This window comes from Microbacterium esteraromaticum (assembly GCF_016907315.1).
GTDB classification, from domain to species: domain Bacteria; phylum Actinomycetota; class Actinomycetes; order Actinomycetales; family Microbacteriaceae; genus Microbacterium; species Microbacterium esteraromaticum.
On sequence record NZ_JAFBBS010000001.1, the window covers coordinates 2,223,317 to 2,246,906 of the forward strand.

The window sequence follows — 23,590 nt, forward strand, 5'->3', positions numbered from 1 at the left end:
GATGAGCGCTGTCGACGAGATCACCCTCACAGGGCTGACCGTGTTCGGGTATCACGGGGTCTTCGACTTCGAGCGGCGGCAGGGTCAGGAGTTCACGATCGACCTCGCTCTGCAGCTGTCGCTCTCGGCGGCCGCGGCGTCAGACGACGTCGTCGACACCGTGCACTACGGCGAGCTGGCGGACAGGGTGGCCGGCATCGTGTCCGGCGAACCGGTGAATCTGATCGAGACGCTGGCACAGCGCATCGCCGACGCGGCGCTCGAAGACGCCCGTGTGCAGAACGTGACCGTCACCGTGCACAAGCCGCATGCGCCGATCGAGCAGACCTTCGCCGACGTGTCGGTGACGATCCGCAGAGGACACGCGTGATGGACCGGCGGCTCACCCACCTCTCCGACCTTCCCGACCCGCGGCCGGGACGCGAACCGCAGGTCGCCGTGATCGCACTCGGATCGAACGAGGGCGACCGCGGCGAGATGCTGCGTGCGGCGGCCGAGCGGCTGCGCCGCCTGCCGCTCGTCGACGACCTCGTCATGTCGGACCCGATCGAGACCGTCGCCGTGAAGCCCGACGGCCCCGATCACGACGCCCCGCCGTACCTCAACGCGGTGGCTCTGATGACCACTCGCCTCGCTCCGCAGGTGCTGCTCGGCATGCTGCACGCGGTGGAGGAGGAGCAGGGCCGGGTGCGCCTCGAGCGCTGGGGTGACCGCACCCTCGACCTCGACCTGATCGCCTACGGCGACTTCGCCAGCGACGCCGAGCACCTGCAGGTGCCGCATCCCAGGGCAGCCGAGCGGCTGTTCGTGCTCGAACCTTGGCTGAGCGTCGATCCCGACGCCGTGCTGCCGGGCGCCGGACGCGTCGACGAGCTCGTGCGGCGGTTGCGCGCGTCGGAGGACCGATGAAGCGCACATCAGGAGCACTGCTCTTCGTGCTCGCGCTGCTGTCGACGGGCGCCGGCTTCGCCTTCGATCATCTGCTCACCGTGACCGGGCGGGCCACGTTCACCCCCTCGGGCTTCCTGCCGGTTCTTCTCGTGCTCATCGCGATCGCCGTGCTGCTGCTGGCGTGGCCGGTGCGCCGCAGCACCCGCGGCGGGCAGCGCATCGATCCGTTCCGGGCCCTGCGGGCAGCCACGCTCGCAAGGGCGTCGAGCCTGCTCGGCGCGATCATGGCCGGCTTCGGCGCGGGGCTGCTGCTGTTTCTGGCCACGCGGCCCGTGCCTGCGCCGGTAGGGTCGGTGGTGGCGATGATCGCCCTCATCATCGGCGCGGCGCTGCTGGTCGGGGTGGCGCTCATCGCGGAACAGTTCTGCACACTGCCGAAGGATCCTGATGAGCGACAGCCAGACGAACCCGCCCCGTGAGCCGAACCCGTTCGCCCCGCCTGCGGAGAACCCTGCGCCTCCGGTGACGTCCGCGGCTCCGGCATCCGCTCCTCCGGCCCCGCCGATGCCACCTGCTCCTGGCGCGCAGCCCGCTGCTCCGGCAGCACCGCCTCTGCCTGCCGCCCAGCCTGCGCCTCCCGCTCCGTCTGCCGCGCAACCGGCGCCGCCTCCCGCGCCCGCCGCTCCGCAGCCCGCGCCTGCCGCTCCGCAGGCCGCGCCTGCGTCCCCGCTGATCGCCCCCGCCGTGCTCGACGAGGGCACCTACACGGGCATCCGCACGCCGCGCAGCGCCGCTGCGCTCGCGCTCGACGGCGCGTGGCATCAGATCTCACCGCGGTACGTCGTCTCGCAGTTCGTGCAGTACGCGATCGTCATCGTCCTCGTCGCGATTGCGGCCGTCGTCGCCGCCACGATGTTCGAGCAGACCTGGGTCTGGATCCCCGCCGGGGCGTTCATCGCGATCAACCTGATCACCCTCGCCATCCTGCCCCGCCAGGCGAAGGCGCTCGGCTACATGCTGCGCGCCGATGACGTGGTCTTCCGCCGCGGCATCCTCTGGCAGCGGATGGTCGCCGTGCCGTACGGCCGCATGCAGCTCGTCGACATCACGCAGGGTCCGCTCGACCGCATCTTCGGTCTCGCGCAGCTGAAGATGGTCACCGCTGCGGCGGCGACCGGCGTGCAGATCCCCGGGCTCACGCAGGGCGCCGCCGAGGCGCTGCGCGACACCCTCATCGAGGTGGCCGAGACCAGGCGGACCGGCCTGTGAGCACGCCCGGAGCTTTCGACGCCGTGTCGGCACCCGAGACGCTGCCCGACGGCGGCTCGTCGTCGCTTGCCGACGGCGAGTGGCACCGGATGCATCCGCTGACGCCACTGTTCAAGGGTGGCCTCGCTCTGCTGGTGGTGGCCGGAATCGTCATCTCGAACATGCGCGACAAGGTCATCGGATGGGTGGTGAAGCTCTTCGCGCCCGCCGAGGCCGGGTACGTCACGCAGAGCGGCGACCCCGTCGACTGGGTGCTCGAGAACAACCTCGTGCTGCTGGCGCTGGCCGCCGTGCTCGGTCTGGTCGTGCTGCTCGTCGCCATCTTCTGGTTCCTCTGGCGCTTCCAGCAGTTCCGCATCACCGGCCACCACGTCGAGGTCCGCAAGGGCCTGCTGTTCCGCTCGCACCGCCGAGCCCCGCTCGATCGCGTCCAGGGCGTCAACCTGACCCGCCCGTTCCCCGCCCGGCTGATCGGACTCGCCAAGCTCGAGGTGGTCGGGGCGGGCAACGACGCGAACGTGCCGCTCGAGTACCTGTCGACCCCGAAGGCCGAGGCGGTGCGCGCCGACATCCTCCGGCTCGCAGCTGGGGCCAGGAGCGCGCGCCTGGTGGCATCCGGGTCCGCGCCGCAGCAGACGACCCGTGAGCAGATCGTCGGATCGATGAACGCGGGAGTCTCCGGGCTGATCGAAGGCGTCGATCTCGCCGACGTCGCGCCCGAGAGCGTCGTGAAGATCCCGACCGGCCGCCTGATCGGCTCGCAGCTGGTCATCGGCGTGCTCTGGTTCCTGTTCTTCGGCGCGATCTTCGTCATCTCGATCAGTGCGATGTACCTCGGCATGACCGCAGACGGTGAGAACCCGGCCGACATCGCGCTGGGCCTGGTCGGCTTGGGCCTCGGCATGGGCATCCCGCTCGTCATCGCCGTGGTCGGCATCACCTGGGCGCAGATCTCGAAGTCGCTGCGCTATTCGATCGCGTCGACCCCCGACGGTGTGCGCATCACCTTCGGCCTGCTGACGACGGTGACCGAGACGCTGCCTCCAGGCCGCATCTTCGCGGTCGAGGTGTCGCAGTCGCTGCTGTGGCGGCCGTTCGGCTGGTGGACGGTGAAGATCAACCGGATGACGGGAAAGAGCGCCGCTCAGCAGAGCTCGGGCAATGCGCAGCAGTTCAGCATCGTGCTGCCGGTGGGGCGCCGCGCCGACGTAGAGCGCGTGCTCGGCCTGGTGATGCCTGGCATCCCGCCGCACGAGATCGCGGCGATGTGGGAGAGCGGTGTCACAGGACCCGTCGCCGATGACCCGTACAAGACCATCCCGGCACGTGCCGCCTGGCGTCGCCCCCTGTCGTGGAAGCGTCACGGCTACCGCCTCACCGAGCACGCGCTGCTGGTGCGGCGCGGCTTCCTCTGGCGCCGTCTCGCCGTCTTCCCGCTCGCGCGCCTGCAGAGCGTCTCGATCTCGCAGAGCCCCCTCGAGCGACTGCAGCGGGTCTCGCGCGGACAGGTCCACTCGGTGACCGGCCCGGTCACCGGACACCTGTCTGGCCTGGAGCGCGACGACGCGATCGCGCTGCTCGACGGCGTCAGCCGCGCGGCGGCGCACGCCGCGTCGAACGATCGGACCCACCGCTGGGCGGAGTGGCAGCAGGCCACCGAAGCCTGACCCGCCGGCGGATGCCGCGCCGAGGCGGCACCCGCGGGTTCACTGAACCGCGCCTGGCTCCATCGCGGCGACCCGGTGGTGATCGGTGACGAGGTCTGCTTCGTCGCGGGGCTTGCCGCGCTCACCGGCCACGCGCACCTCGAGCGTCTGCACGATCGGCTCGGTGAGCCCGACCATCCGCAGATCGCAGACCAGTGCGCCTGTCGCGCACGGCACCGTCCAGCGCAGCGCCGAGGCATCGGGCGCACAGACGATGCGCGATGCGAGGGGCGGCGCGTCCGCGTCGGGTACGCCGACCTCGTCTGTCGCGGTTCGCAGGCGCCGCGTGCGCACCTCGGCCGGCACGTCGCGCAGCACGTTGCGCGCGAGTTCGCCCGCGTCTGCCCAGGACTGCGGATGCTGCAGTGCGCGACCCGAGCGCAGCAGCTCGTCGACGCGTGCCGCCGCGGCCAGTGTCTGCGGCCATGGCCTGACGACAGCCGCAGGCGCATCGACAGCTCGCAGCACGTCGTGCAGCATCAGGCCGGCGATGCGCCCCGCCCCGAACGAGTCGGAGTTGCCGAAGGCGACCACCCCGATCCCGGATGCCGGATGCCAGCGCATGTGCGATGAGAAGCCGGGAAGGCCGCCGGAGTGCTGCACGATGCGCCCGAACCTGCGGTCGTGCTCGACGACCAGGCCGTACCCGTAGCCCGCGCCGTCGAGTTCGCGGTCGCCGAACTGACCGACCGCGGGGGAGATCAGCGTGCGTGCGACCTGCATCTCTCGTCGGGAGGCGGCGCTGAGCGGTCCCGGCGAGTTCGGCCCAGAGAGGCCATCGTCGAAAGCGGAGCTGAGGAAGTGCATCCAGCTGCCGATGTCGTCCACGGTGCTGAACATGCTGCCGATGCACCCCAGCGCCCCCGTGCCCACATAGGGCTCGGCAGCGAAGGAGTCGCCGTCGTCGAAGGTGCGGAATCCGTGTGCGAGGTCGGCATCCGGCGGGTAGAGATCGGCCGATGCCCTGGTGGCCGAGAGGCCGAGCGGGGCCAGCAGGCGGTCGCGGATGACGTCTTCGACCGGGCGGCCGGTGACCGACTCGATCGCCCTGCCGATGAGCGACTGGCCAAGGTTGGAGTACTGATACTGGGAGCCGGGCTGCGCCGAGAGGCTGAGACCCGCGCTGACCACGTCTCTCATGAACGCGCGCGACTCGCCCAGATGGTCGTCCCCCCACGGGTTGTCCTCGACGAGACCAGCGCTGTTCGACATGAGCATCGACAGGGTGATCCGGTCTCCGACGGCGTGCCCGTCGATGCGCGCACCGGCGACCTCGGGCACCCACTGCGTGACGGGCGCGTGCAGGTCGAGCAGTCCCTCATCTCGCAGGCTCAGCGCCGCCGCGGAGAGGAAGCTCTTCGACATCGATGCGATGCGGAACACGGTGCCGCGCGTGGTCGGGGCGCCGTCGCGGCGCGGCTCGCCGTGTGCGGCGAAGGCCACGACCCGTCCATGACGGGTGATCGCCACGAGGGATGCCGGCGCACGCCGAAGCGTCGCCTCGTCGAGCCGGTCCGCCAGTGCGGGCTCGGCGGCGCGCAGCAGATCGGTCATCGGGATGCCCTGGCCGCGGCCGCGGCGCGGATCTCGGCCGCGAATCCGGCGATGAGCGCGCGGCTGGCGCGCGTGTTCTCGTCGTCGACCGCTCGGGCCTCGGCGAGCAGCTCGGCGACGGGCCGGTCGCCTTCCGCCGGGGTGGTCGGCTCCTGCCAGCGCGCCAGGTCGTCTGCGCCGACCTCGGGGTGGAACTGCAGTCCGCGAACGTGTGCGCCGAGGCGGAAGGCCTGATTCTTCACAGCCGCGCTCGAAGCGAGCAGCACAGCCTCGGGCGGCAGCGCGGTGATCATGTCCTGGTGGTTCTCGATCATGTGCGACGATTGCGCCAGGCCACTGAGCAGAGGGTCTGCGGCGCCGGCCGCAGAGGGCGTGATCAGTGTGGCTCCGCGCTCCTTCGGCCCGAAGTCGGCGCGCACCTCGCCCCCGGCGACGTGCGCGAGCAGCTGCCCTCCCAGGCAGATGCCGAGCGTCGGCAGATCTGCCGCGATCGCCTCGACGGCGAGCGCCCGTTCCTGGGCGAGCCATGGTGCGCGGTCGTCGTCGTCGGGCATGAGCCCGCCGCCGAGCATCACCAGGGCGTCGTAGCCCGAGAGGTCGGCGGGCAGACCGTGCGAGCCGAGAACGGCGTCGACTGCGATGCCCTCCTCTTCGAGCCAGGCGCCCAGCCGGCGGGGCCCCGAGGTCTCGGCGTTGACGACCACCAGTGCGCGTGGCACCGTGGTGCTGTCGGATGCGGATGCGGATGCGGATGCGGATGCAGCGGTGCGCAGGGTCACATCGACCCGCGGCACGAACGACACGGGCTCGCCCGCAGAGCCGGCAAGGAAGGCCGCGTGATCGGCATCCGACGCCTCGAGCACGCGCAGCACGTTGCCGTGCGCGACGGCCTCGAGGTCATGCTGCGACCACCCGCGGCGGCGCAGCTCGTCGAGCAGATCCTGGTAGCGCGAGACGTCTTCGAGCCCGCCGGGCATGGCATCCGTGCCGTCGTAGTCGGCGCCGATCCCGACGGCATGCACGCCGGCGACGGCCCGGATGTGCTCGAGGTGGTCGGCGACGTCGGCGATCCCCACCGGCGGCGCTTCGCCGATCTCGCCCGCCTCGACCCATTCGCGCCGCGCCTGCGAGAGGAACGACGGGACGAACGCGACCATGACCACGCCGTCGCGCTCGCCGATCGCGGCGAGCACATCGTCGGGCACGTTGCGCGGGTGATCGCACAGGGCGAGTGCGCACGAGTGGCTGACCATCACCGGCCGCGTGCTGACCGCGAGCGCATCGCGCATGGTCGCGGGTGAGACGTGGGCGAGGTCCACGAGCATCCCGATGCGATTCATCTCGCGCACGACGTCGCGGCCGAACTCGGTGAGTCCGCCATGCCTGGCCTCGTCGGTGGCGGAGTCGGCCCAGTCGATCGTGCGCGACCACGTGAGGGTCATGTATCGCGCGCCGAGCCGAGCGTACTGGCGCAGCACGGCCAGCGACCCGTCGATCTGCGCACCGCCCTCGATGCCGATGAGCGATGCGAGCCGGCCGGAGCCGAAGGCGCCTCGCACCTCGCGGGCATTCCGTGCGGCCACGAGCCGGTCGGGATGGGCATCGATCAGACGCTGCACGAAGTCGATCTGCTCGAGCGTGGCCGTCACCTGCTCGGCCCCGCTCAGGGCCGGATCGACCCACACCGACCAGAACTGACCGGCAACGCCACCCTCGTCGAGCCGCGGAAGGTCGGTGTGCAGCGCCGGGACGCGGGCATCCAGTCCCTGCACGGCATACCCGAAGCCCTCACGGCGGGCCCATGCCAGGTCGTTGTGTCCGTCGATGACGGGGATCATGCTCTCTCCCTCTCTCTGCATGCCTCAGTCTGCCTGCATGCGCCGGGCTCCCTCCGCAGGGCTCAGGCCGCTGCGGTGTCGAACGTCCGCGACGTGTTGTGCCGCACCCACTCCTCGTCGACCTCGTGGCCGATGCCCGGCGCGGTCGGGACGCTCACCCGGCCGGCGTGCGCCACGATCGCCGGGACGACGACGTCGCGCGCGAAGTACTTGTCCGATCCCGAGACGTCAGACGGCAGGACGAAGTTCGGCATGGCCGAGAGCGCGACGTTGGCGGCCCGGCCGACGCCGAATTCGTGCATCCCTCCGCACCAGACCGGGATGCCCGCGTCGGCGGCGAGGTCGTGCGCCTCTCGCGCAACGGTGAGCCCGCCCATGCGCGACACCTTGATGTTGAGCACCCGCCCGGCGTCCAGCGCGAGCATCGTGCGCAGATCCCCCAGATCGACGACCGACTCGTCGAGGCAGATCGGCGTGCTCAGAGCCTGCTGCAGGCGTGCGTGCGCGACGAAGTCGCGGGGCGCGAACGGCTGCTCGATCATCGTCAGCCGCTCGTCGTCGAGCGCACGGAAGACCGCGGCCGCAGCGTCGTCGTCAGGGTAGGCGCCGTTCGCGTCGACATGCAGATCGAGATCAGGATGCGCCGAGCGCACCGCCCGCACGGGCTCGAGATCCCACCCGGGGGCGATCTTCAGCTTGACGCGCCCGTAGCCCGCGTCCGTCTGGCGCTGCACCTGCGCGAGCAGGGCATCGATGCCCGGTTCGATGCCGAGCGACACACCGGCGACGACCTCGGTGCGGGTGCCGCCGAGTGCCGTCGCCAGCGAGACGCCGAGATCGCGGGCATGCAGATCCCACGCGGCCGCCGAGAACCCGGCCTTCGCGAACTCGTGGCCTCGCACGCGCTGCCACTGCGACTCGAGCTGAGCCGGGGTGTCCCACTCGGCCCCGAGCGCCGCGGGCACGAGGTACCGCAGGGCGATCGACCACGCCGTCGCCGTCGTCTCCGAGCCGTAGTACGGGTCGGCAGGAGACGCGATCTCGCCCCAGCCCGTGCGGCCGTCGGCGTCGGTCGCCGCGACGAGGATGTGGTCGAGGTGCGTCTTGCGGTGCGAGCTCGTCTCGAAGCCGTGCACCAGGGGAAGCGAGACCTCGAAGAGGCGAAGGCGGTCGATTCTCATTCGATCTCCGGTTCGTTCAGGGCTTCCCCCGCCGCGCTCGGCCGGTACAGCCCGAGGTCGGAGCCGAATCGGTCGCGGACGGCGAGGCGGCGACGCGCGCCCTTCGCACTCGCCGTCGTGAGAGTCGAGAGCAGATGGCAGACGGCAGCGACGGACGTGGGTGAGTCTGCGTACGACGCCGACCCGGTGTGCACGCGGATCAGCGACGACGCGACCCCGGCGAGCGGGGCGTCCTCGCTGTCGGTGATCACCAGCAGCTCGCCTCCCGCCTCACGGAACAGCTCGCCGAACCGCACCGTCTCCTCGCGGTAGCGGCGCATCGAGAAGACCACGAGCACGTCGCTCGCGCGCACATCCGTCAGCACGGTCAGGGGCGTGAGCGCGCGACCGTCGACGAGGAACACATTCGAAAGGGTCGCCGAGAGGTCGGCGCCGAGCAGCTCGGCGTACGCGGCCGCCTTGCCCAGACCCCCGATGTACCGACGGCGAGCCCCGAGGATCAGCGCGGCGGCGCGAGGCACGTCGCCCGTGCGCGACAACTCGTCGAAGGTGCGGGCGAGCGATCGCGTCTCGGCCTCGATCACCCGGGCCTGCAGCGCCTCTGCCGACACGTTGGTGCGGATGCGCTGACCGAAGCGCTCTCCGGGCGAGACCAGCTCGCGGTCATGGTCGTTCTCGTCTTCGTGAACATCGGTGCCGGTCCGCGTCGTCATCACGCGCTCTCCCCATCGTGACGGTGCACCGCGAGGTGCACGGCTGTGGTCTCGTCGACGAGCCGGCTGGCGACCAGGACGCGTCCGTCGGCGAGCAGACGGTGCAGTGCGCTGCGCACGACCGCATCCGCATCCGGCTGCTCGTCGTCGGCCGCGCAGGCGCGCGCAGGCGCAGCGAGCCAGATCGCGCCGCACCCGGCGTCGGGTGCCGGCAGGGGGCGGCCCCAGTCCTGCTCCCCGAGCGCGGGCGGAGTGACGGAACGGGCGCCGGCGTACGGGTCGGCGGAGCGCTCGAGAGCCCAGTCGACGACCACCCTGTCGGTACCAGGCCGCGCATAGTAGTCGGCGACGTAGCCGATGCCCTCTGCGCCCAGTGTCGAGAAGTTGAAGTGCGCGTTGCGCGTGAGCGACGGATCGAACGTCCATCGCATGTGCCCGTGCCCCCAGCCGAGGGCCACTTCGCGCTGCGCCTGCTTGAGCATGCGTCCGACGCCGGTGCCCTGGTGAGCAGGGTCGACCACGGCGGCCTGAGAGTAATGGAACTCGGCTCCCTGCTCGTCGCGGCCCGCGAAGCCGTAGGCGAACCCGACCAGCGATCCGTCGGCGGTGTGCACGCCCACCGCCGAGCCGCCGTTGCGCACGAGCGCGCTCAGCAGGTTGGTGTTCAGCTGCAGATCGGGACTGTCGTACCCGAAGACGCGGGCGTACAGCACACCGGCCGCGTGCAGGTCGGCATGCGTGCGCAGCGTGCTGCTGTGGTACCGCGGCTCCGATGCCTCGTGCATGATACGAATCCTATATTTCGATTGTGGACGCTTCGATGCTAGAAGATATCTGACTTGAATGGCAGGATCAATCCACAGATATGTTTCGTAACTGCACTCATTGAAGGAGCGGACATGACCAAGCCCTGGGCGAGCGACGCCGATCTCGTCCTCGAGCGCATCGCGCACCTGGTCTCCATCGAGTCGCCGTCGTTCGACGTGCCCGCGAGCCGCGACATCGCCGGCGACCTCGCCGGCTGGTGGACGGACGCCGGCGCCGAAGTGCGCCTCGTGACGACCGAGAGCGGAGTGCACCTCGTCGCAGAGCTCGCCGGCGAGGGTGAACCGCTGCTGCTCGTGGGCCACACCGACACCGTCTGGCCGCGCGGCGCGCTCAGGGGAGATGTGCCGTGGGCCATCGACGGTGACACTCTGCGCGGCCCTGGCGTGTACGACATGAAGAGCGGGCTCGTCGTGATGCTCGCCGCCGCCGAGCGGCTGCGCGATCGTCCGCGACGAGCGGTTCGCGCTGTGCTGGTGTGCGACGAGGAGGTCGGCTCCCCCTCGGCGCAGGACCTGCTGCGCGACTGCGCCACGGGGGTCTCCGGGGTGATCGGGTTCGAGTCCCCGCATCCCGACGGCGCGCTGAAGGTCGGCCGCCGCGGCAGCACTCGGATCAGGCTGTCGATCGCGGGGCGCGCCGCGCACGCCGCTCTCGACCCCGGCGCGGGCGTCTCGGCGATCGACGAGCTCGTCGATCAGCTCGTCGCGATCCGCGCGATCGTCGGCGACCCCTCCCTGCCGTCGGAGGTGCTCTGCAACGTCGGTGCCATCGACGGAGGCGGACGAGCGAATGTGGTGCCCGCCGCCGCATCTGCCGAGATCGGCCTCCGCTTCATCGACGGCGAAACCGAGACGCGGGTGCTCGAGGACATGCGTGCCCTCGCCCCGGTGCGAGCGGGAGCGCAGGTGCAGGTAGAAGTGCTGAGCCACCGCCCCGCCTGGGCCGCCTCGAGTGCCGACGCCCGGCTGCTCGCGCGCATCGAGGCCGCTGCGCAGCGCGTGGGGCAGACGGCAGAGGGTCGCCCAGCGGCCGGCGCCGGCGACACCAACCTGCTCGGCAGCCTCGGCCTGCCGACGGTCGACGGCTTCGGCCCCCGCGGTGGCGGTGCCCACGCGGTCACCGAGCACGCGTCGCTGGCATCCACGATGCAGCGTATCGACCTGCTCGAAGCGCTGCTCGCCGACGTGACCGGCTGAGCTGGTCGGAGTCACACGCTCACCACGGCGCCTCGCCCGACGCGGTCGGAAGCGGGTACCCACGCGGCGTGACGAGGTATGCGGTGCGACGGCTGCGTGCCCAGACGGCGTCGAACTCCGCCCGCGAGTAGGTGCGCAGGCCCGCCTCGCCACCCGGGCTCGCCGGATCGGCCACGAGCACGTCGCCCTCCGGCGTGAGGCCCCGCACCACGACGAGGTGGCCGGTCGGAGCGTCGTAGTCGGCGCCTGCGAGTTCTGCCCGGTCGGCGAACCGGATCGAGGCGATGAGCGGGATGCCCGCTGCTGTCAGTGTCCGCGCGTCGTCCAGTGACCTCAGTCGCGTGACGACCGCTGCGAGACCAAGGCCGCCCGCCACCGCCGCATTGAACGACCAGTTCCCTGTGCCGTCGTAGGGCGCGTCGTACGCTTCGCGGGCTACCCATGGCACGCGCGGGTCGGCGCCGTCCGGCGCATCGCGGGTCGACTCGGGGATCGCCACCTGCCAGGCATCCATCACCATCGTGAGCGATGTCGGCGAGCACCAGACCGGGCCGCCTCCGCCGAGGTCGTCGCGGGCGGGGTACGCCCGCTGGGAGAGGGGCCGAAGGCGCGCTGCGGCTCCCGACAGCGGCGCGGCAGGGCCGGACAGGTGCGACGCGCGCTGATTCCCCGGGCCGTGGTCGGGTGCGGAAAAGCTCACGGCGGCGAGGTGAAGCGGATGCCCTTCCGTCGCCTCATCGAGGGTGATGCGCAGACGCACCGCCTCGAACGGCGCGCCGTCGGCTGCCATCAGCACGTCGGTGTCGACGGCCGGCGCCGAACCGGCGCCCGACGGGGGAGTGGAGACGCTGCGCCTGGACCCGACCGACCGCCATTCCGCGAGGGGAAGCCACGGATGCCACCCGCCGCTGACAGCACGGGCGCTGATCTCGATCATGGCGGGATGACCGGGGTCCAGGTTCCAGGAGGCGATCGTCTGGTCTGCGGCGAAACCGGCCTCGAGCGGCTCGGAGGTCCAGCGCCGGCCGTCCCAGCCGGCGACGGGGTCGGCTCTGACCAGGCGGGTGCGCCAGCTCAGCGTCGAGGGCGAAGTGACGGCTGCGGGTGACATACGCGGTGGGCTCCGATTGTTAGGACGGTTGATCTGTAACGGATCATCGATCACGGGCGCGATGCCGTCAAGAGGTCGTGCGCGGATGGCGAGGCCACGCGAAGACGGGTTGACCCGCGGTATGACAAGTGACGTAGGCTGGTCGCGCGTCAAGGAAGCCGCCGATGAGCAGGTCGAACGATGTCGACGACGACAGCGCCGACCCGTGTCGCTGGCAAGTATCTGGTACGAATGTGTTGACCAGAGCTCCTGACGTGCGGTTCTATTGCTGAATCCCCAACGGGCCCCGTCGCAGGGCCTCGGCACCGAAAGAAGGACGCTCATGCGAACACGTCACAGCAAACATCTGGTCCGTGCCCTGTCGGTCGCGGCTGCCGCCGCGATGGTGCTCGCACCCGCGACGGCCTCGTACGCAGCACCCACCGGCGTGCATGCGGCGGACTCGTCGACTCCCCCGTCCGACAAGTCGGACGCCAAGACGCTGCGCATCGCGACCTCGGGCTTCGTCGACTCGTTCAACCCGTTCACCTCGATCTACCTGCTGCCCACGAACACGCTGCGCTATACGTACGAGTTCCTCGTGCAGAACTCCCAGGAAGACGGCTCGCCCACCAAGGGCCTCGCCGACAAGTGGGAGACCTCCGACGGCGGCAAGGTGTGGACGTTCACCCTGCAGGACGGGCTGAAGTGGTCTGACGGCGAGCCGATCACCTCGGACGACGTGGCCTTCACGTACCAGTCGATGATCGACGACCCGGCGCTGGGCGTCGCGAACGGCGGCCTCGTCGCCAACGTCGACACGATCGAGACGCCCGACGAGAAGACCGTGGTGCTCAACATGAAGGCGCCGCAGGCGCCGAACCCCGGGGTCGAGATCCCGATCGTCCCGAAGCACGTGTGGGAGAAGATCGACAGCCCCGCCGAGCACCCGAACGACAAGGATGTCGTCGGCTCGGGTCCGTTCCTGCTCGAGAGCTACAAGGCGAACCAGTTCATCACGCTGAAGGCCAACAAGGACTTCTGGCGCGGTGCGCCGAAGATCGACCGCATCCAGTACATCTACTACACCAACTCGGATGCCCAGGTGCAGGCGCTGCGCTCTGGCGATGTCGACATGGTCACCGGCCTCACCGCAACGCAGTTCGACGCCCTGAAAGACGTCGAGGGTATCGAGACGCACTCGGGTCAGGGGCGCCGCTACGCGGCGATCAGCATCAACGTCGGTCTGAAGACCCGTGACGGGCAGGCGTACGGAAACGGCAACCCGGCCCTGCAGGACGCCGCCGTGCGTCAGGCGATCCGCCTGGGAACCGACACCGACACTCTCCTCGACAAGGTCCTGGGTGGATACGGCGTCCCCGCGACGAGCTTCGTGCCCGCGTCGTACCCGAAGTGGACCCTGCCCGCCGAGGACGAGGTCATCATGGACTTCGATCCCGAGGCGGCCAAGAAGAAGCTCGACGAGGCCGGCTGGGTGGCCGGGGCCGACGGCATCCGCGCCAAGGACGGCAAGCCGCTCTCGCTGCGCCTCTTCGTCGATTCGACGAGCATCACCGAGCAGTCCCAGGCCGAGTACTTCGTGCCGTGGATGAAGGAGATCGGCATCGACGTGAAGGTCGAGGCGACCGACACCGACACGATCACGGCCGAGACCACCAAGGGCAACTACGACATGTACTTCAGCGGCTGGAGCCAGGGGGCCGACCCCGACTACCAGCTCGGCATCAACACGTGCATGAACCTGCCCACCGGCACGGACGGCAGCGGCGGCACCTCGCAGGACGGCTGGTGCGACCCCGAGTTCGACAAGCTCTACGAAGAGCAGCACACCGAGCTCGACCAGGACAAGCGCGAGAAGATCGTGCGCGAGATGCTGCGGATGAACTACGAGGCCACGCCGCAGATCGCGACCTGGTACGCCAACAGCCTCGAGGCCTACCGCTCCGACCGCTTCGAGGGCTTCTCTCTGCAGCCCAAGAACGAGGGCATCATCGCCAACCAGTCCGGCTACTGGGGCTATCTGACCGTCGCCCCGGTGAGCGACGAGGCCGCGGCGGCCGCCGACGGTCCCAACGTCGGCCTGATCGTCACGGGCGTCGTGATCGGCGTGCTCGTGATCGGAGGCATCGTCTTCGTGATGATGCGCCGCCGCAACAGCGCCGACGTGGAATGATCCGGTGATCATCGTGGCGGGTCTGCGGGCCCGCCACGATGATCGTCAGCGCACACCGGCCGCCGTCTCACGGGGCGTCAGAAGAAGGAGACAGAGATGTCGGATGCGATGCCGGCCACCGAAGCCGTCATCATCGAGGAGCAGGGCGAGGCGCGACCGCGTGGAGTTCCTGCGCTGACCTACGCGCTCACCAAGATCGGCGGAGCGCTGATCAGCCTCGCGATGGTGATCATCCTCGGGTTCTTCGCGTTCAAGATCCTGCCGGGCGATCCTGCCGCGGCCATGGCGCGCGACCGCCCCATGACGCCGGAGCAGATCCAGCAGCTGCGCGAGCAGATGGGCCTCGACAAGCCACTGTGGCAGCAGTTCGGCGACTACCTCGTGAACGTGTTCACTCTGAACTTCGGCGAGAGCTACGTCTACAAGGAGTCCGTGGCGTCTCTCATCGGTCAGTACTTCTGGAACACGATCCTGCTGACCGGGACGGTCGCGATCATCGCGATCGCGCTCGGACTGTGGCTCGGGCAGAAGGCCGGATGGATGCACGGCTCGCTCTTCGACAAGGTCACCACCGGAACATCCCTCGTGCTGTGGTCGGTGCCGACCTTCTGGCTCGGTCTGATCCTCCTCATGGTGTTCGGCGGCACGCTGCGGTGGTTCCCGACCGGCGGGATGGTGTCGCCCAACCCGCCGGACGACGTGATCGGGCAGATCCTCGATGTCGTCTCGCACATGGTGCTGCCGGTGATCACGATGGTGGCCGTCGTCTACGCCCAGTACGTCATGGTGATGCGCGCCTCGGTGATGGAGGAGAAGAGCGCCGACTACCTCGTCACCGCCCGCGCGAAGGGCCTGCGCGACGACCTCGTGCGCAGCCGGCACGCGGTGCCGAACGCTCTGCTCCCCGCGGTCACGCTCGTCTTCATGCACATCGGCGGACTGATCGCCGGAGCGGTCACGGTCGAGACCGTCTTCTCATGGCCCGGGCTGGGCAAGCTCACCTTCGAGGCGATCCAGGGCCCCGACCTGCCCCTGCTGCAGGGCACCTTCGTGGTGTTCTCGGCGATCATCATCGTGATGAATCTCGCCGCCGACTTCATCTACCGCTGGCTCGACCCGAGAGTGAGGCGCGCATGAGCGCTGAGAAGCTGACCGTCGCGCGCTCGCCGCGTGCCATGGCCTGGGAGCGTCGGCGCGGCGCGTTCAGTGCATTCTGTGCCGAGTTCGCGCGCAGTCGCTCGGGCATGATCGGCCTGATCTTCCTGCTGGTCGTGATCGTGATCGCCGCACTGGCGCCGGTCATCGCCCCCGCCTGGATGCTCGACGTGACGAGACTGCTGGACTCCCCGCGCTTCGCGCCGCCCTCGGCAGAGCACCTGCTGGGCACCGACCATCAGGGGCGCGAGATCTGGGTGCGCATGGTGTGGGGCGCCCAGGTGTCGCTCGTCGTCGGCTTCGCGGCGACCGCCGTCTCGATGATCATCGGCACGATCGTCGGCATCGCCGCCGGGCACTTCACCGGATGGGCCGGCGGCCTGCTCATGCGCCTGATCGACTTCTTCCTCGTGCTGCCCTCGCTGATCCTCGCGATCGTCCTGTCGTCGGTGCTGCAGCGCGGGGTGTGGACCATCGTGATCGCCATCGGCCTGACCTCATGGGCCGGGACGGCACGCGTCGTGCGCTCGCAGACGCTGTCGGTCGAGTCGAGGGACTACATCGAGCGGTCGCGGGTACTCGGTGCCGGCCACTGGCACATCATCGTCAAGCATCTGCTGCCAGGGGTGCTGCCGCTGGTGCTCGCCAACACGACCCTGACGGTCGGGTCGGCGATCATCGCCGAGTCGACGCTGTCGTTCCTCGGCCTGGGCGACACCACCACGCAGTCGTGGGGAGCCGTGCTGAAGAACTCGATGGACGTCTCGGCCGCGACGAGCGGCTACTGGTGGTACGTGCTCGTGCCTGGTATCGCGATCGTGCTCGTCGTGCTCGCCTTCACCCTCGTCGGCCGTGCCGTGGAGAACATCATCAACCCGACCCTGAGGAGCCGTTGAGCGATGCCCGATCTGACTTTCGAAGACGTCTCGATCACGTACCGGACGTCGGGCCGATCCGGGCGGGGCGAGGTGGCGGCCGTGAAGAACATCTCCCTGCGTCTGCCTGCCGGCGGCACTCTCGGCGTGGCAGGCGAGTCCGGCTCGGGCAAGTCCACCCTCGCGATGAGCGTGCTGCGGCTGCTGCCGGCGAACGCCACCCTCACGGGCCGGGTCATGGTGGGCGACACCGACGTCACCGAGCTGAACTTCGGAGCGCTGCGCGCGCTGCGCTGGGCCGACGCGTCAATCATCTTCCAGGGGGCGATGCACTCGCTGAACCCCGTGCGCACGGTCGGTCAGCAGATCACCGAGGCCCTCGAGCTGCACGTCACCGATGCCTGGCGCACCGAGAAGGACCGCCGGGCGCGGGTCGCGGAGCTGCTGCGCATCGTCGACCTGGCCCCGCGCAAGGTCGACGCGTACCCGCATGAGATGTCGGGCGGGCAGAAGCAGCGCGTGATGATCGCGATGGCGCTGGCCTGCGAGCCGGACATCATCATCGCCGACGAGCCGACGACGGCTCTCGACGTGATCGTGCAGAAGCAGATCCTCGAGATGATCAGCTCGCTGGTCACCGAGCGCGGCATCTCGATGCTGATGATCAGCCATGACCTGTCGGTGCTCGCGACCGCGTGCGATCGCATCGCCGTCATGCGCGACGGCGAGCTGCTCGAGGTCGGCGAGTCGCTGCAGGTGTGCCTCGAACCCGAGCATCCGTACACCAGGCAGCTCGCCGACGCCTTCCCGACCATCGGTGACCCGTCGTCGCGGATGAACCCCGCCAGCCGTCGCGACCGCGACCCCGGAGCGTCGATGAAGCCGGCGCAGGGGATGAGCGACGAGGTGCTGCTCGAGGCCAAGGGGCTCAATGTGACCTATCACGGTCGCGGCGAGGCTCTGCGGGCGGTGAAGAACGTCGACCTGCAGGTGCGGCGTGGTGAGATCCTCGCGCTGGTCGGGCAGTCGGGGTCGGGGAAGAGCACGCTCGCCCGAACGCTCGTCGGGCTGCAGCATCCGGATGAGGGGTCCGTCGTCCGCTTCCGCGGACAGGACCTGCCGCGCGGCGGACGCGCGCTGCGCGAGTTCCGCAGCGAGGTGCAGATGGTGCTGCAGGATCCGACGGCGGCCCTCAACCCGAAGCTCAGCATCTACGAGTCGGTCGCCGAGGGCCTGCGCGTGCAGCGCTACCAGGGCGACGAGGCCCAGCGCGTCGCGCAGAGCCTCGCCGATGCCGAGCTCACTCCGCCCGAGCGCTTCATGACCGCCATCCCTCAGGAGCTGTCGGGCGGGCAGCGCCAGCGTGCGGTGATCGCCGGAGCGCTCGCCCTGGGCCCGCAGATGCTCGTCGCCGACGAGCCCGTCGCGTCCCTGGACGCCTCGGTTCGCGGCGAGATCCTCTCGCTGCTGCTCTCTCTGCGCGAGCGCCTGGGGCTCAGCGCGCTCGTGATCACTCACGACCTCGGGCTCGCGTGGAACATCGCAGACACGGTGGCCGTGATGTACGAGGGCGAGATCGTCGAGTACGGCACCACAGAGCAGGTGCTGCTCGACCCGCAGCACACCTACACGAGGCGGCTCCTGGCGGCGGCGCCCACCATCGAGCGGACCATGTCATGACGAGCGTCGTCGCGCATCCGGTGGTCGACCGGCACGCGTATCTGACCGACGCGCCGCTGCGCCCCGGCGATCGGGTGCGCCTGGTGTCGCCGTCGGGCCTCGGCAGTGCCGAGAGCCTGGAGCGCGCGGTCGGCTACTACCGCGACTGGGGGCTGGACGTCGTCGTGGGCGAGCACGTGCTCGACCCGCATCCGCGCGCGAAGTACCTGGCGGGTTCCGATGAGACCCGCCGGCAGGACCTGGTCGACGCGTGGCTCGATCCGGATGCCGATGCCGTGGTGTGCCTGCGCGGCGGCTACGGCGCCATGCGCCTGCTCGACGGGATCGACTGGTCGGCGATGCGCGCGGCGGCGACTCGTCGCGATGGCCGGCCGAAGCTGCTGACCGGCTCGTCCGATATCACGGCACTGCACGAGGCGTTCCGTGTGCACCTCGACGTGCCGACGCTGTTCTGCCCGATGCCGGCCAATGACGTGTTCCGCGACTCCGAGACCATACGCGCCGATGTGCACCGCTGGCTCTTCGAGCCGTGGGGCGGGCGCGAGATCGTGGGGCCGAAGACCGAGGTGCTCGTACCGGGCCGCGCGAGCGGACGCTTCACCGGTGGCAACCTCAGCCTGCTCGCAGGGGCGCTCGGCGCGCCGGAGTCTCGTGCGGTGCCCGACGGCATCCTCTTCCTCGAGGACATCGACGAGGAGGCCTACCGGCTCGACGGGTTCCTTCTCGCGCTGCTGCGTTCGGGGCGTCTCGCCGCAGCATCCGGGGTCGTCCTCGGCTCGTGGCACCGGTGCGATCAGCCGGACGCCGTGCGTGCGCTGATGACCGAGTACTTCGCCGACCTCGGCGTGCCGGTGCTGTGGGAGCAGGGCTTCGGCCACGATCCGGATGCGCTGAGCGTGCCGCTCAACGTCGACGGCGTGCTGGATGCCGCGGAAGACGGCATCAAGCTGACCGTGGGGGAGGAGTCGTGATGGTCATCGCCCTGCCCGCACTGGATGAGCGGGTGACCTGGTCGATCCGGATCGTCGACGCCGGATCGGGTGAGGTCCTGGCCGAGCACGCACCTGATGTGATGTGCGAGACCGCGAGCATCGGCAAGATCTTCCTGCTGATCGAGGTCGCCCGACGGCTTGTCGACGGCTCGCTGGCGCCCGATGATGTCGTCGCGATCCCCGACGAGCACCGCGTGGCCGACTCGGGGCTTCTCTACCGCATGCGCTCTCAGACGCTCTCGGTGCACGACGCCGCGCTGCTCGTGGGCGCGTTCAGCGACAACCTCGCCACCAACGCCCTGATCTCGCTGTGCGGTCTCGACCGGGTGCGCGCGGTCGCGCCTGGCCTCGGGTATCGCGACACCGCGCTGCACGACTACATCCGCTCGGAGCGCACACCCGATCTGCCGTGGACGCCGTCGTACGGCACGGGCGCCGAGCTGGCAGACGTGCTGCGCAGGCTCGGTGCAGGCCAGGTGATCTCGCCCGAGGTCAGCGGGATGGTGATGGACTGGCTCGCGGCAGACGCCGACACGTCGATGGTCGCTGACGCGCTGCTGCTCGATCCGCTCGCACACGTCGAGGCCGAGTACCAGGGCATGATCCTGCGTCACAAGACCGGCAGCACGTCGTTCGCCCGCATCGACGCCGGTCACCTGACGGGGCCGGCCGCGAGCGTCGCGTACGCGGTGGCCGCGAACTGGAAGGACAGCGAGATCGACCTGCGTGCTCCGGTGCTCGACGCCATGCACGCGATAGGCGAGCAGCTGCGTCGGCACGTCACCGGTCGCGAACGCGATGACGCGGGCATGGGGCAGGAGCCGCACTGAGCCCGCGCGCGGGTAGCATCGTCGGGTGACTCGTGACGGACGCCTGGGCATCGGCATCATCGGCGCAGGGCGGGTGGGGCCCGTTGTCGGAGCGGCTCTGGCCGGAGCCGGCCATGCGGTGACGGGTATCACCTCGGGCTCGGATGATGACCGAGCAGCCGCCGTGCTGCCAGGAGTTCCCGTGCTCGACGCCCTCGAGGTCGTGCGGCGCAGTGAGCTGGTCATCGTCGCGGTGCCGCACGATGAGCTGCCAGGGCTCGTCAGCGGCATAGCCGAGCTCGACGGCTGGCAGATGGGGCAGCTCGTGCTGCACACCGATCCGGCATACGGCATCGAGGTGCTGCGCCCGGCGGCCGCTCGTGGTGCGATCCCCCTCGCGGTGCACCCGGCGATCGCGTTCACCGGCACCACGATCGACCTTCGGCAGCTGCAGGCCGCGTTCGCCGCGGTCACCGCGCCGGCCGCTGTGCTGCCGATCGCGCAGGCGCTCGCCGTCGAGATGGGCTGCGAGCCTGTGGTCGTCGCCGAGGACGACCGGGAGGCGTACGCCGAGGCGATCCAGACGGCGTCCGAGTTCTCCCGCGCGATCGTGCAGCAGGCCACGGGACTGCTGCGCGGAATCGGCATCGAGAACCCCGGCGGATACCTGTCGGCTCTTGTCGGGTCGACGGTCGAGCAGGCTCTGCGGGCGGCATCCGACCCGGCCGATCCGCCGCTGCTCTGACGGGCCTGGGACCCGTTTGCCCCGACGGCTCGCGGTCGCGTCAGACGCTGCGGGCCGACCCGGGTGGAGTCGGCCCGCAGCGAGCGGCTGATCTCGTTCGAGATCAGTGGATGCTCATGCCCCCGGTCTGCGGAGGATCAGGGCCTCGCCTGTGCAGTTCTCGCATGAGGTGAGGTCCGAGCGCGGGGCCGTTCCCTCCACCGACAGCTGCAGCCGACCGTTCCAGGAGGGGTTGCCCGGGGTGGCCTTGAACGGCCCGGTGACGCGGGCTGTCACGGTGATCGTCACCTTCCCGTCCGCGGCCAGGTCGCCCGACCAGGTGAGCAGCGATCCGGCTCTGGCGAGCTTCCCCGTCGAGACCGTCGCCTTCTCCGCCGAGACGTTGTCGAGCACATCGGCGAGATCGACCTCGACGGACGCGTCGTCGACGGCGAGATCACCCGCCGAGATGTCGATTCGCCACGTCGCTGCCGTTCCCGGGCGCACGGTCGTGCCGAAGCCGGGGTCGGCTGACACCTCGATCGACCAGTCGGGGGTGCGCGGGATCTTCGTCACGGGATCCTCACCGAAGAACGGCGAGTGCCCGAGGAAACGCAGGAAGGGGTCGAACTCGGCGAACGATCCCACCTGCTGGGGCGAGTTCCAGACGGTCTGGGCGAACAGGCGCAGACGCGGCATCAGAGTCTGGGTGAGCACGTGCTCGGGAGCCCAGCCGTGTGCGTCGTCCCAGATGGGGAAGAACTGTCCTCCCACGTTGCCGCGCAGCTCGGGGCGCGCCGAGTACGGTGCGCCCCACCCACCCGAGAACACGTAGGGCGTGGCGTAGTGCTCCCAGGCGTACTCCGGCAGTGGTCGGTTGATCACGGATCCGTTTCTGCTGCTGCCAGAGGTCTGGTCTGCTGTGCCCATGGTCGGCCAGAGGTCGTGGTACAGGTCTGACGACGACCCGATGACCTGGCGCCCCTCGGCGAGCAGGTCGTTCGCATCGAGCGACCCGTAGATCTGCGCCCAGAAGATGACGGTGATGTCCTTGTCGAGCGGCACCACCTTGTTGCGGCCGTTGAGCTGATCGTTCCACACCATCGCCTTGTGGCCGGCGTCCTTCAGTGCGGTGTTGACGTAGTTCAGGAACCACGCGTACGAGTCTCGCGTCGTCGCCGCATCGTCGCCTGTCTCTTTGCGGATCCAGTCGCGCAGAGAGGTCTGCTGGTCGAGGGCCATGAACTCGTCGGCGCCGATGTGCACGTACGGCGAATCGAACAGGTCGCCCATCTCGACGGCGACGTCTGCGAGCCGCTTTCGCACGTCGGCTCGTGCATAGTTGTACGCCTCGCCGGCGAGCATGTATCCCGGCTCGGTGAAGACCTGGGCGTCGAGGGTCGCGTGGGCTGGCATGTCGAACTCGGGGATGACGGTCACGTGGTACTGACGCGCGAACGCGACGAGATCACGCACCTCGGCCTTGGTCCAGGACCCGCCGTCGGGCAGGTGATCGACGAGCTCGGGGAACACCTCGCTCTCGACCCGCAGGCCCTGACCGTCCTTCACCCTGACGACCATCGTGTTCATGTTGGTCCAGGCGAGGTCCTTGATCTGGTTCTTGAGCCAGGCCATCGAGTAGTGACGTCTGCCTGAGTCGACCTGCAGTGCGCGGAAGCGCATGTCAGTCCAGTTGACGGCGGTTCCGATCGGCAGGGATGCCTTTCCCGTCGCGGCCTTGGTGCTCTGCAGCGCCTGGCCGAGGGTGTTCAGCGCGTAGAGCACGCCCGCCTCGCCGCCGGCGGTGATGGTTATCCCCTTCTTCGTGGTGTCGATGCGGTAGGCCTCGCTCGACAGCTCGCGCGCGGTGGCCGGCGCGCTCGCCGGCAGCTCGACGTCGCCGAGGCGGACGAACACGCTGTTGGCGTCGGCCGACTCGGTGGCGATCGAGAGGGTCGCATCGTCGGTGACACCCAGCTCGCGCAGGCTCGCGGCACCGAGGTCGACCTCGTCGGTGATGCGGTCGGCAGATGCCGTGTCGACGACGAACTTCTGCAGCGGAGCGCTCCACGTTCCCGACCCCGCAGCGAAGCTCTGCACGGCGGGGATGGTCACGGGGAAGCCGTTCTCGCCGAGAGGCGGGGCGTCCCACGACGGCGGAGCGGACTTCGGCGTCGTGGCCGCAGCCACTTCCTTGACCTGGAAGTCGTCGCAGTAAGCAGGGGCGACATTGCCGCCGACGAAGCAGAACGCGTTGAGCTCCGTGGTGCGCGGGCCGGTCGTGATCGTGGTCGTGTACGTCTTCCAGTCCGCACCCGCGTTCGGGGTCGTGATTCCGGCGGCGTACTCGCCGCCCCCGTCGCCGCGGGCGAGCCCACGGTAGTAGGGGGAGTTCTCGGTGTCGAAGATGCCCCAGCGGATGCCGCTGCCCTTCAGGGCGATCGAGAACTCGTACTGGGTGTTCGGCTTGATGCCGGTGACCGTCTTGTTGACCATGCCGCGGTCGACACCCGTGCCGCGTACGGGAAGGTTGCCTCCGATGGGAGTCTTTGCGGTGGCATCCGCGTAGGTCAGGCCGATGCGGGCGGCGCTGCCGGTGCCGTCGGCCCCTGGGCTGACGATCGCCGCGTGATTGTGCTGAGTCTGAGGTCCCCACCCGCCCGACTCGAACCCGCCGTCGACGAGAGCGGGCCCTTCGCTCGCCGTGGCTGGGGTCGTGACCGCGCCGGGGGCCAGCAGGAGTGCCCCCGTGACCGCCAGACACGACGCGAAGGCCGTCAATGTCCTTTTTCGCATTTCGTGCTCCTTCCGAACTGCCGTAGGTCGGCGCGGTCACCTTACCCGGTTAAGTTCCTGTAAGTAAAGCGATTTACCATCGGCCCCAGGCGGGATGCG

20 protein-coding genes are annotated in these 23,590 nt (G+C 69.7%); 13 read left to right on the plus strand and 7 right to left on the minus strand.

Annotated elements, in window-relative coordinates; all coding sequences use genetic code 11:
* Window position 1: 1 nt before the first annotated feature.
* The 5 genes from folB (at window position 2) to JOE67_RS10675 (ending at window position 3,827) form a co-directional block, all read left to right on the plus strand.
* Window positions 2-370, plus strand: coding sequence for a dihydroneopterin aldolase (gene folB / locus JOE67_RS10655; RefSeq protein WP_204975544.1), 369 nt, complete (start codon window positions 2-4; stop codon window positions 368-370).
* Entirely contained in the window at window positions 370-909 is a 540-nt protein-coding gene (folK, locus tag JOE67_RS10660; protein ID WP_204975545.1) for a 2-amino-4-hydroxy-6-hydroxymethyldihydropteridine diphosphokinase, read from the plus strand. Before folB ends, folK begins: the two co-directional genes overlap by 1 nt.
* On the plus strand, window positions 906-1,370 hold the full coding sequence (locus JOE67_RS10665; RefSeq protein ID WP_204975546.1) for a DUF3180 domain-containing protein: 465 nt from the start codon (window positions 906-908) through the stop codon (window positions 1,368-1,370). The genes folK and JOE67_RS10665 overlap by 4 nt, the downstream gene beginning before the upstream one ends.
* Before the next feature lie 250 nt (window positions 1,371-1,620).
* A complete protein-coding gene (locus JOE67_RS10670) occupies window positions 1,621-2,160 on the plus strand; it encodes a PH domain-containing protein (protein ID WP_239528577.1) in 540 nt (179 codons plus the stop codon).
* Window positions 2,157-3,827 carry a PH domain-containing protein gene (locus JOE67_RS10675; protein WP_338041581.1) on the plus strand — a complete coding sequence of 557 codons (1,671 nt, stop codon included), beginning with the start codon at window positions 2,157-2,159 and terminating at the stop codon, window positions 3,825-3,827. The genes JOE67_RS10670 and JOE67_RS10675 overlap by 4 nt, the downstream gene beginning before the upstream one ends.
* 39 nt (window positions 3,828-3,866) lie before the next feature.
* On the opposite strand, the gene JOE67_RS10680 is transcribed toward JOE67_RS10675, so the two are convergent.
* From JOE67_RS10680 to JOE67_RS10705, 5 genes are all read right to left on the minus strand, one after another.
* A complete protein-coding gene (locus tag JOE67_RS10680) occupies window positions 3,867-5,420 on the minus strand; it encodes a serine hydrolase domain-containing protein (RefSeq protein ID WP_204975547.1) in 1,554 nt (517 codons plus the stop codon).
* Window positions 5,417-7,258, minus strand: a complete 1,842-nt coding sequence (locus tag JOE67_RS15785; protein WP_338041582.1) for a membrane dipeptidase — start codon at window positions 7,256-7,258, stop codon at window positions 5,417-5,419. The genes JOE67_RS10680 and JOE67_RS15785 overlap by 4 nt, the downstream gene beginning before the upstream one ends.
* A 62-nt stretch (window positions 7,259-7,320) precedes the next feature.
* Window positions 7,321-8,439 carry an o-succinylbenzoate synthase gene (gene menC / locus JOE67_RS10695; RefSeq protein ID WP_204975548.1) on the minus strand — a complete coding sequence of 373 codons (1,119 nt, stop codon included), beginning with the start codon at window positions 8,437-8,439 and terminating at the stop codon, window positions 7,321-7,323.
* Window positions 8,436-9,152, minus strand: a complete 717-nt coding sequence (locus JOE67_RS10700; protein ID WP_204975549.1) for a MurR/RpiR family transcriptional regulator — start codon at window positions 9,150-9,152, stop codon at window positions 8,436-8,438. Before JOE67_RS10700 ends, menC begins: the two co-directional genes overlap by 4 nt.
* Window positions 9,152-9,937 carry a GNAT family N-acetyltransferase gene (locus JOE67_RS10705; protein WP_204975550.1) on the minus strand — a complete coding sequence of 262 codons (786 nt, stop codon included), beginning with the start codon at window positions 9,935-9,937 and terminating at the stop codon, window positions 9,152-9,154. The genes JOE67_RS10700 and JOE67_RS10705 overlap by 1 nt, the downstream gene beginning before the upstream one ends.
* A gap of 114 nt (window positions 9,938-10,051) precedes the next feature.
* Between JOE67_RS10705 and JOE67_RS10710 the strand changes: the two genes are divergently transcribed.
* Window positions 10,052-11,176, plus strand: a complete 1,125-nt coding sequence (locus tag JOE67_RS10710; protein ID WP_204975551.1) for a M20/M25/M40 family metallo-hydrolase — start codon at window positions 10,052-10,054, stop codon at window positions 11,174-11,176.
* Between the two features lie 19 nt (window positions 11,177-11,195).
* Here the strand turns inward: JOE67_RS10710 and JOE67_RS10715 are convergent, their stop codons facing one another.
* Complete coding sequence (locus tag JOE67_RS10715; RefSeq protein WP_204975552.1) at window positions 11,196-12,287, minus strand: C39 family peptidase; 1,092 nt, start codon at window positions 12,285-12,287, stop codon at window positions 11,196-11,198.
* A 322-nt stretch (window positions 12,288-12,609) separates the two neighbouring features.
* Between JOE67_RS10715 and JOE67_RS10720 the strand changes: the two genes are divergently transcribed.
* The 7 genes from JOE67_RS10720 to JOE67_RS10750 all read left to right on the plus strand — a co-directional run bounded on the left by JOE67_RS10720 (window position 12,610) and on the right by JOE67_RS10750 (window position 20,716).
* Complete coding sequence (locus JOE67_RS10720) at window positions 12,610-14,460, plus strand: ABC transporter substrate-binding protein (protein WP_204975553.1); 1,851 nt, start codon at window positions 12,610-12,612, stop codon at window positions 14,458-14,460.
* Between the two features lie 96 nt (window positions 14,461-14,556).
* Window positions 14,557-15,597 carry an ABC transporter permease gene (locus tag JOE67_RS10725; RefSeq protein ID WP_204975554.1) on the plus strand — a complete coding sequence of 347 codons (1,041 nt, stop codon included), beginning with the start codon at window positions 14,557-14,559 and terminating at the stop codon, window positions 15,595-15,597.
* Complete coding sequence (locus tag JOE67_RS10730; protein ID WP_204975555.1) at window positions 15,594-16,511, plus strand: ABC transporter permease; 918 nt, start codon at window positions 15,594-15,596, stop codon at window positions 16,509-16,511. Before JOE67_RS10725 ends, JOE67_RS10730 begins: the two co-directional genes overlap by 4 nt.
* A gap of 3 nt (window positions 16,512-16,514) precedes the next feature.
* Window positions 16,515-18,170 carry an ATP-binding cassette domain-containing protein gene (locus JOE67_RS10735; protein WP_204975556.1) on the plus strand — a complete coding sequence of 552 codons (1,656 nt, stop codon included), beginning with the start codon at window positions 16,515-16,517 and terminating at the stop codon, window positions 18,168-18,170.
* A complete protein-coding gene (locus JOE67_RS10740) occupies window positions 18,167-19,141 on the plus strand; it encodes a S66 peptidase family protein (protein ID WP_204975557.1) in 975 nt (324 codons plus the stop codon). Before JOE67_RS10735 ends, JOE67_RS10740 begins: the two co-directional genes overlap by 4 nt.
* A complete protein-coding gene (locus JOE67_RS10745) occupies window positions 19,141-19,992 on the plus strand; it encodes a serine hydrolase (RefSeq protein ID WP_204975558.1) in 852 nt (283 codons plus the stop codon). Before JOE67_RS10740 ends, JOE67_RS10745 begins: the two co-directional genes overlap by 1 nt.
* A 25-nt stretch (window positions 19,993-20,017) precedes the next feature.
* The gene (locus tag JOE67_RS10750) at window positions 20,018-20,716 is read left to right on the plus strand and encodes a DUF2520 domain-containing protein (protein ID WP_204975559.1); all 699 of its coding nucleotides are present in this window, start codon (window positions 20,018-20,020) and stop codon (window positions 20,714-20,716) included.
* Window positions 20,717-20,830: 114 nt separating this feature from the next.
* Here the strand turns inward: JOE67_RS10750 and JOE67_RS10755 are convergent, their stop codons facing one another.
* Window positions 20,831-23,491 (minus strand): family 20 glycosylhydrolase, encoded by a 2,661-nt coding sequence (locus JOE67_RS10755; RefSeq protein ID WP_204975560.1) that lies wholly within the window; start codon window positions 23,489-23,491, stop codon window positions 20,831-20,833.
* Window positions 23,492-23,590 lie beyond the last annotated feature (99 nt).

Bases quoted from the DNA above. Each gene is read 5' to 3' on its own strand.
- folB (WP_204975544.1), top strand. From the start codon at position 2: ATGAGCGCTGTCGACGAGATCACCCTCACAGGGCTGACCGTGTTCGGG.
- JOE67_RS15785 (WP_338041582.1), bottom strand. From the start codon at position 7,258: ATGATCCCCGTCATCGACGGACACAACGACCTGGCATGGGCCCGCCGT.
- JOE67_RS10710 (WP_204975551.1), top strand. From the start codon at position 10,052: ATGACCAAGCCCTGGGCGAGCGACGCCGATCTCGTCCTCGAGCGCATC.
- JOE67_RS10715 (WP_204975552.1), bottom strand. From the start codon at position 12,287: ATGTCACCCGCAGCCGTCACTTCGCCCTCGACGCTGAGCTGGCGCACC.
- folK (WP_204975545.1), top strand. From the start codon at position 370: ATGGACCGGCGGCTCACCCACCTCTCCGACCTTCCCGACCCGCGGCCG.
- JOE67_RS10755 (WP_204975560.1), bottom strand. From the start codon at position 23,491: ATGCGAAAAAGGACATTGACGGCCTTCGCGTCGTGTCTGGCGGTCACG.
- JOE67_RS10740 (WP_204975557.1), top strand. From the start codon at position 18,167: ATGACGAGCGTCGTCGCGCATCCGGTGGTCGACCGGCACGCGTATCTG.
- JOE67_RS10725 (WP_204975554.1), top strand. From the start codon at position 14,557: ATGTCGGATGCGATGCCGGCCACCGAAGCCGTCATCATCGAGGAGCAG.
- JOE67_RS10705 (WP_204975550.1), bottom strand. From the start codon at position 9,937: ATGCACGAGGCATCGGAGCCGCGGTACCACAGCAGCACGCTGCGCACG.
- JOE67_RS10730 (WP_204975555.1), top strand. From the start codon at position 15,594: ATGAGCGCTGAGAAGCTGACCGTCGCGCGCTCGCCGCGTGCCATGGCC.
- JOE67_RS10720 (WP_204975553.1), top strand. From the start codon at position 12,610: ATGCGAACACGTCACAGCAAACATCTGGTCCGTGCCCTGTCGGTCGCG.
- JOE67_RS10700 (WP_204975549.1), bottom strand. From the start codon at position 9,152: ATGACGACGCGGACCGGCACCGATGTTCACGAAGACGAGAACGACCAT.
- menC (WP_204975548.1), bottom strand. From the start codon at position 8,439: ATGAGAATCGACCGCCTTCGCCTCTTCGAGGTCTCGCTTCCCCTGGTG.
- JOE67_RS10680 (WP_204975547.1), bottom strand. From the start codon at position 5,420: ATGACCGATCTGCTGCGCGCCGCCGAGCCCGCACTGGCGGACCGGCTC.
- JOE67_RS10665 (WP_204975546.1), top strand. From the start codon at position 906: ATGAAGCGCACATCAGGAGCACTGCTCTTCGTGCTCGCGCTGCTGTCG.
- JOE67_RS10735 (WP_204975556.1), top strand. From the start codon at position 16,515: ATGCCCGATCTGACTTTCGAAGACGTCTCGATCACGTACCGGACGTCG.
- JOE67_RS10745 (WP_204975558.1), top strand. From the start codon at position 19,141: ATGGTCATCGCCCTGCCCGCACTGGATGAGCGGGTGACCTGGTCGATC.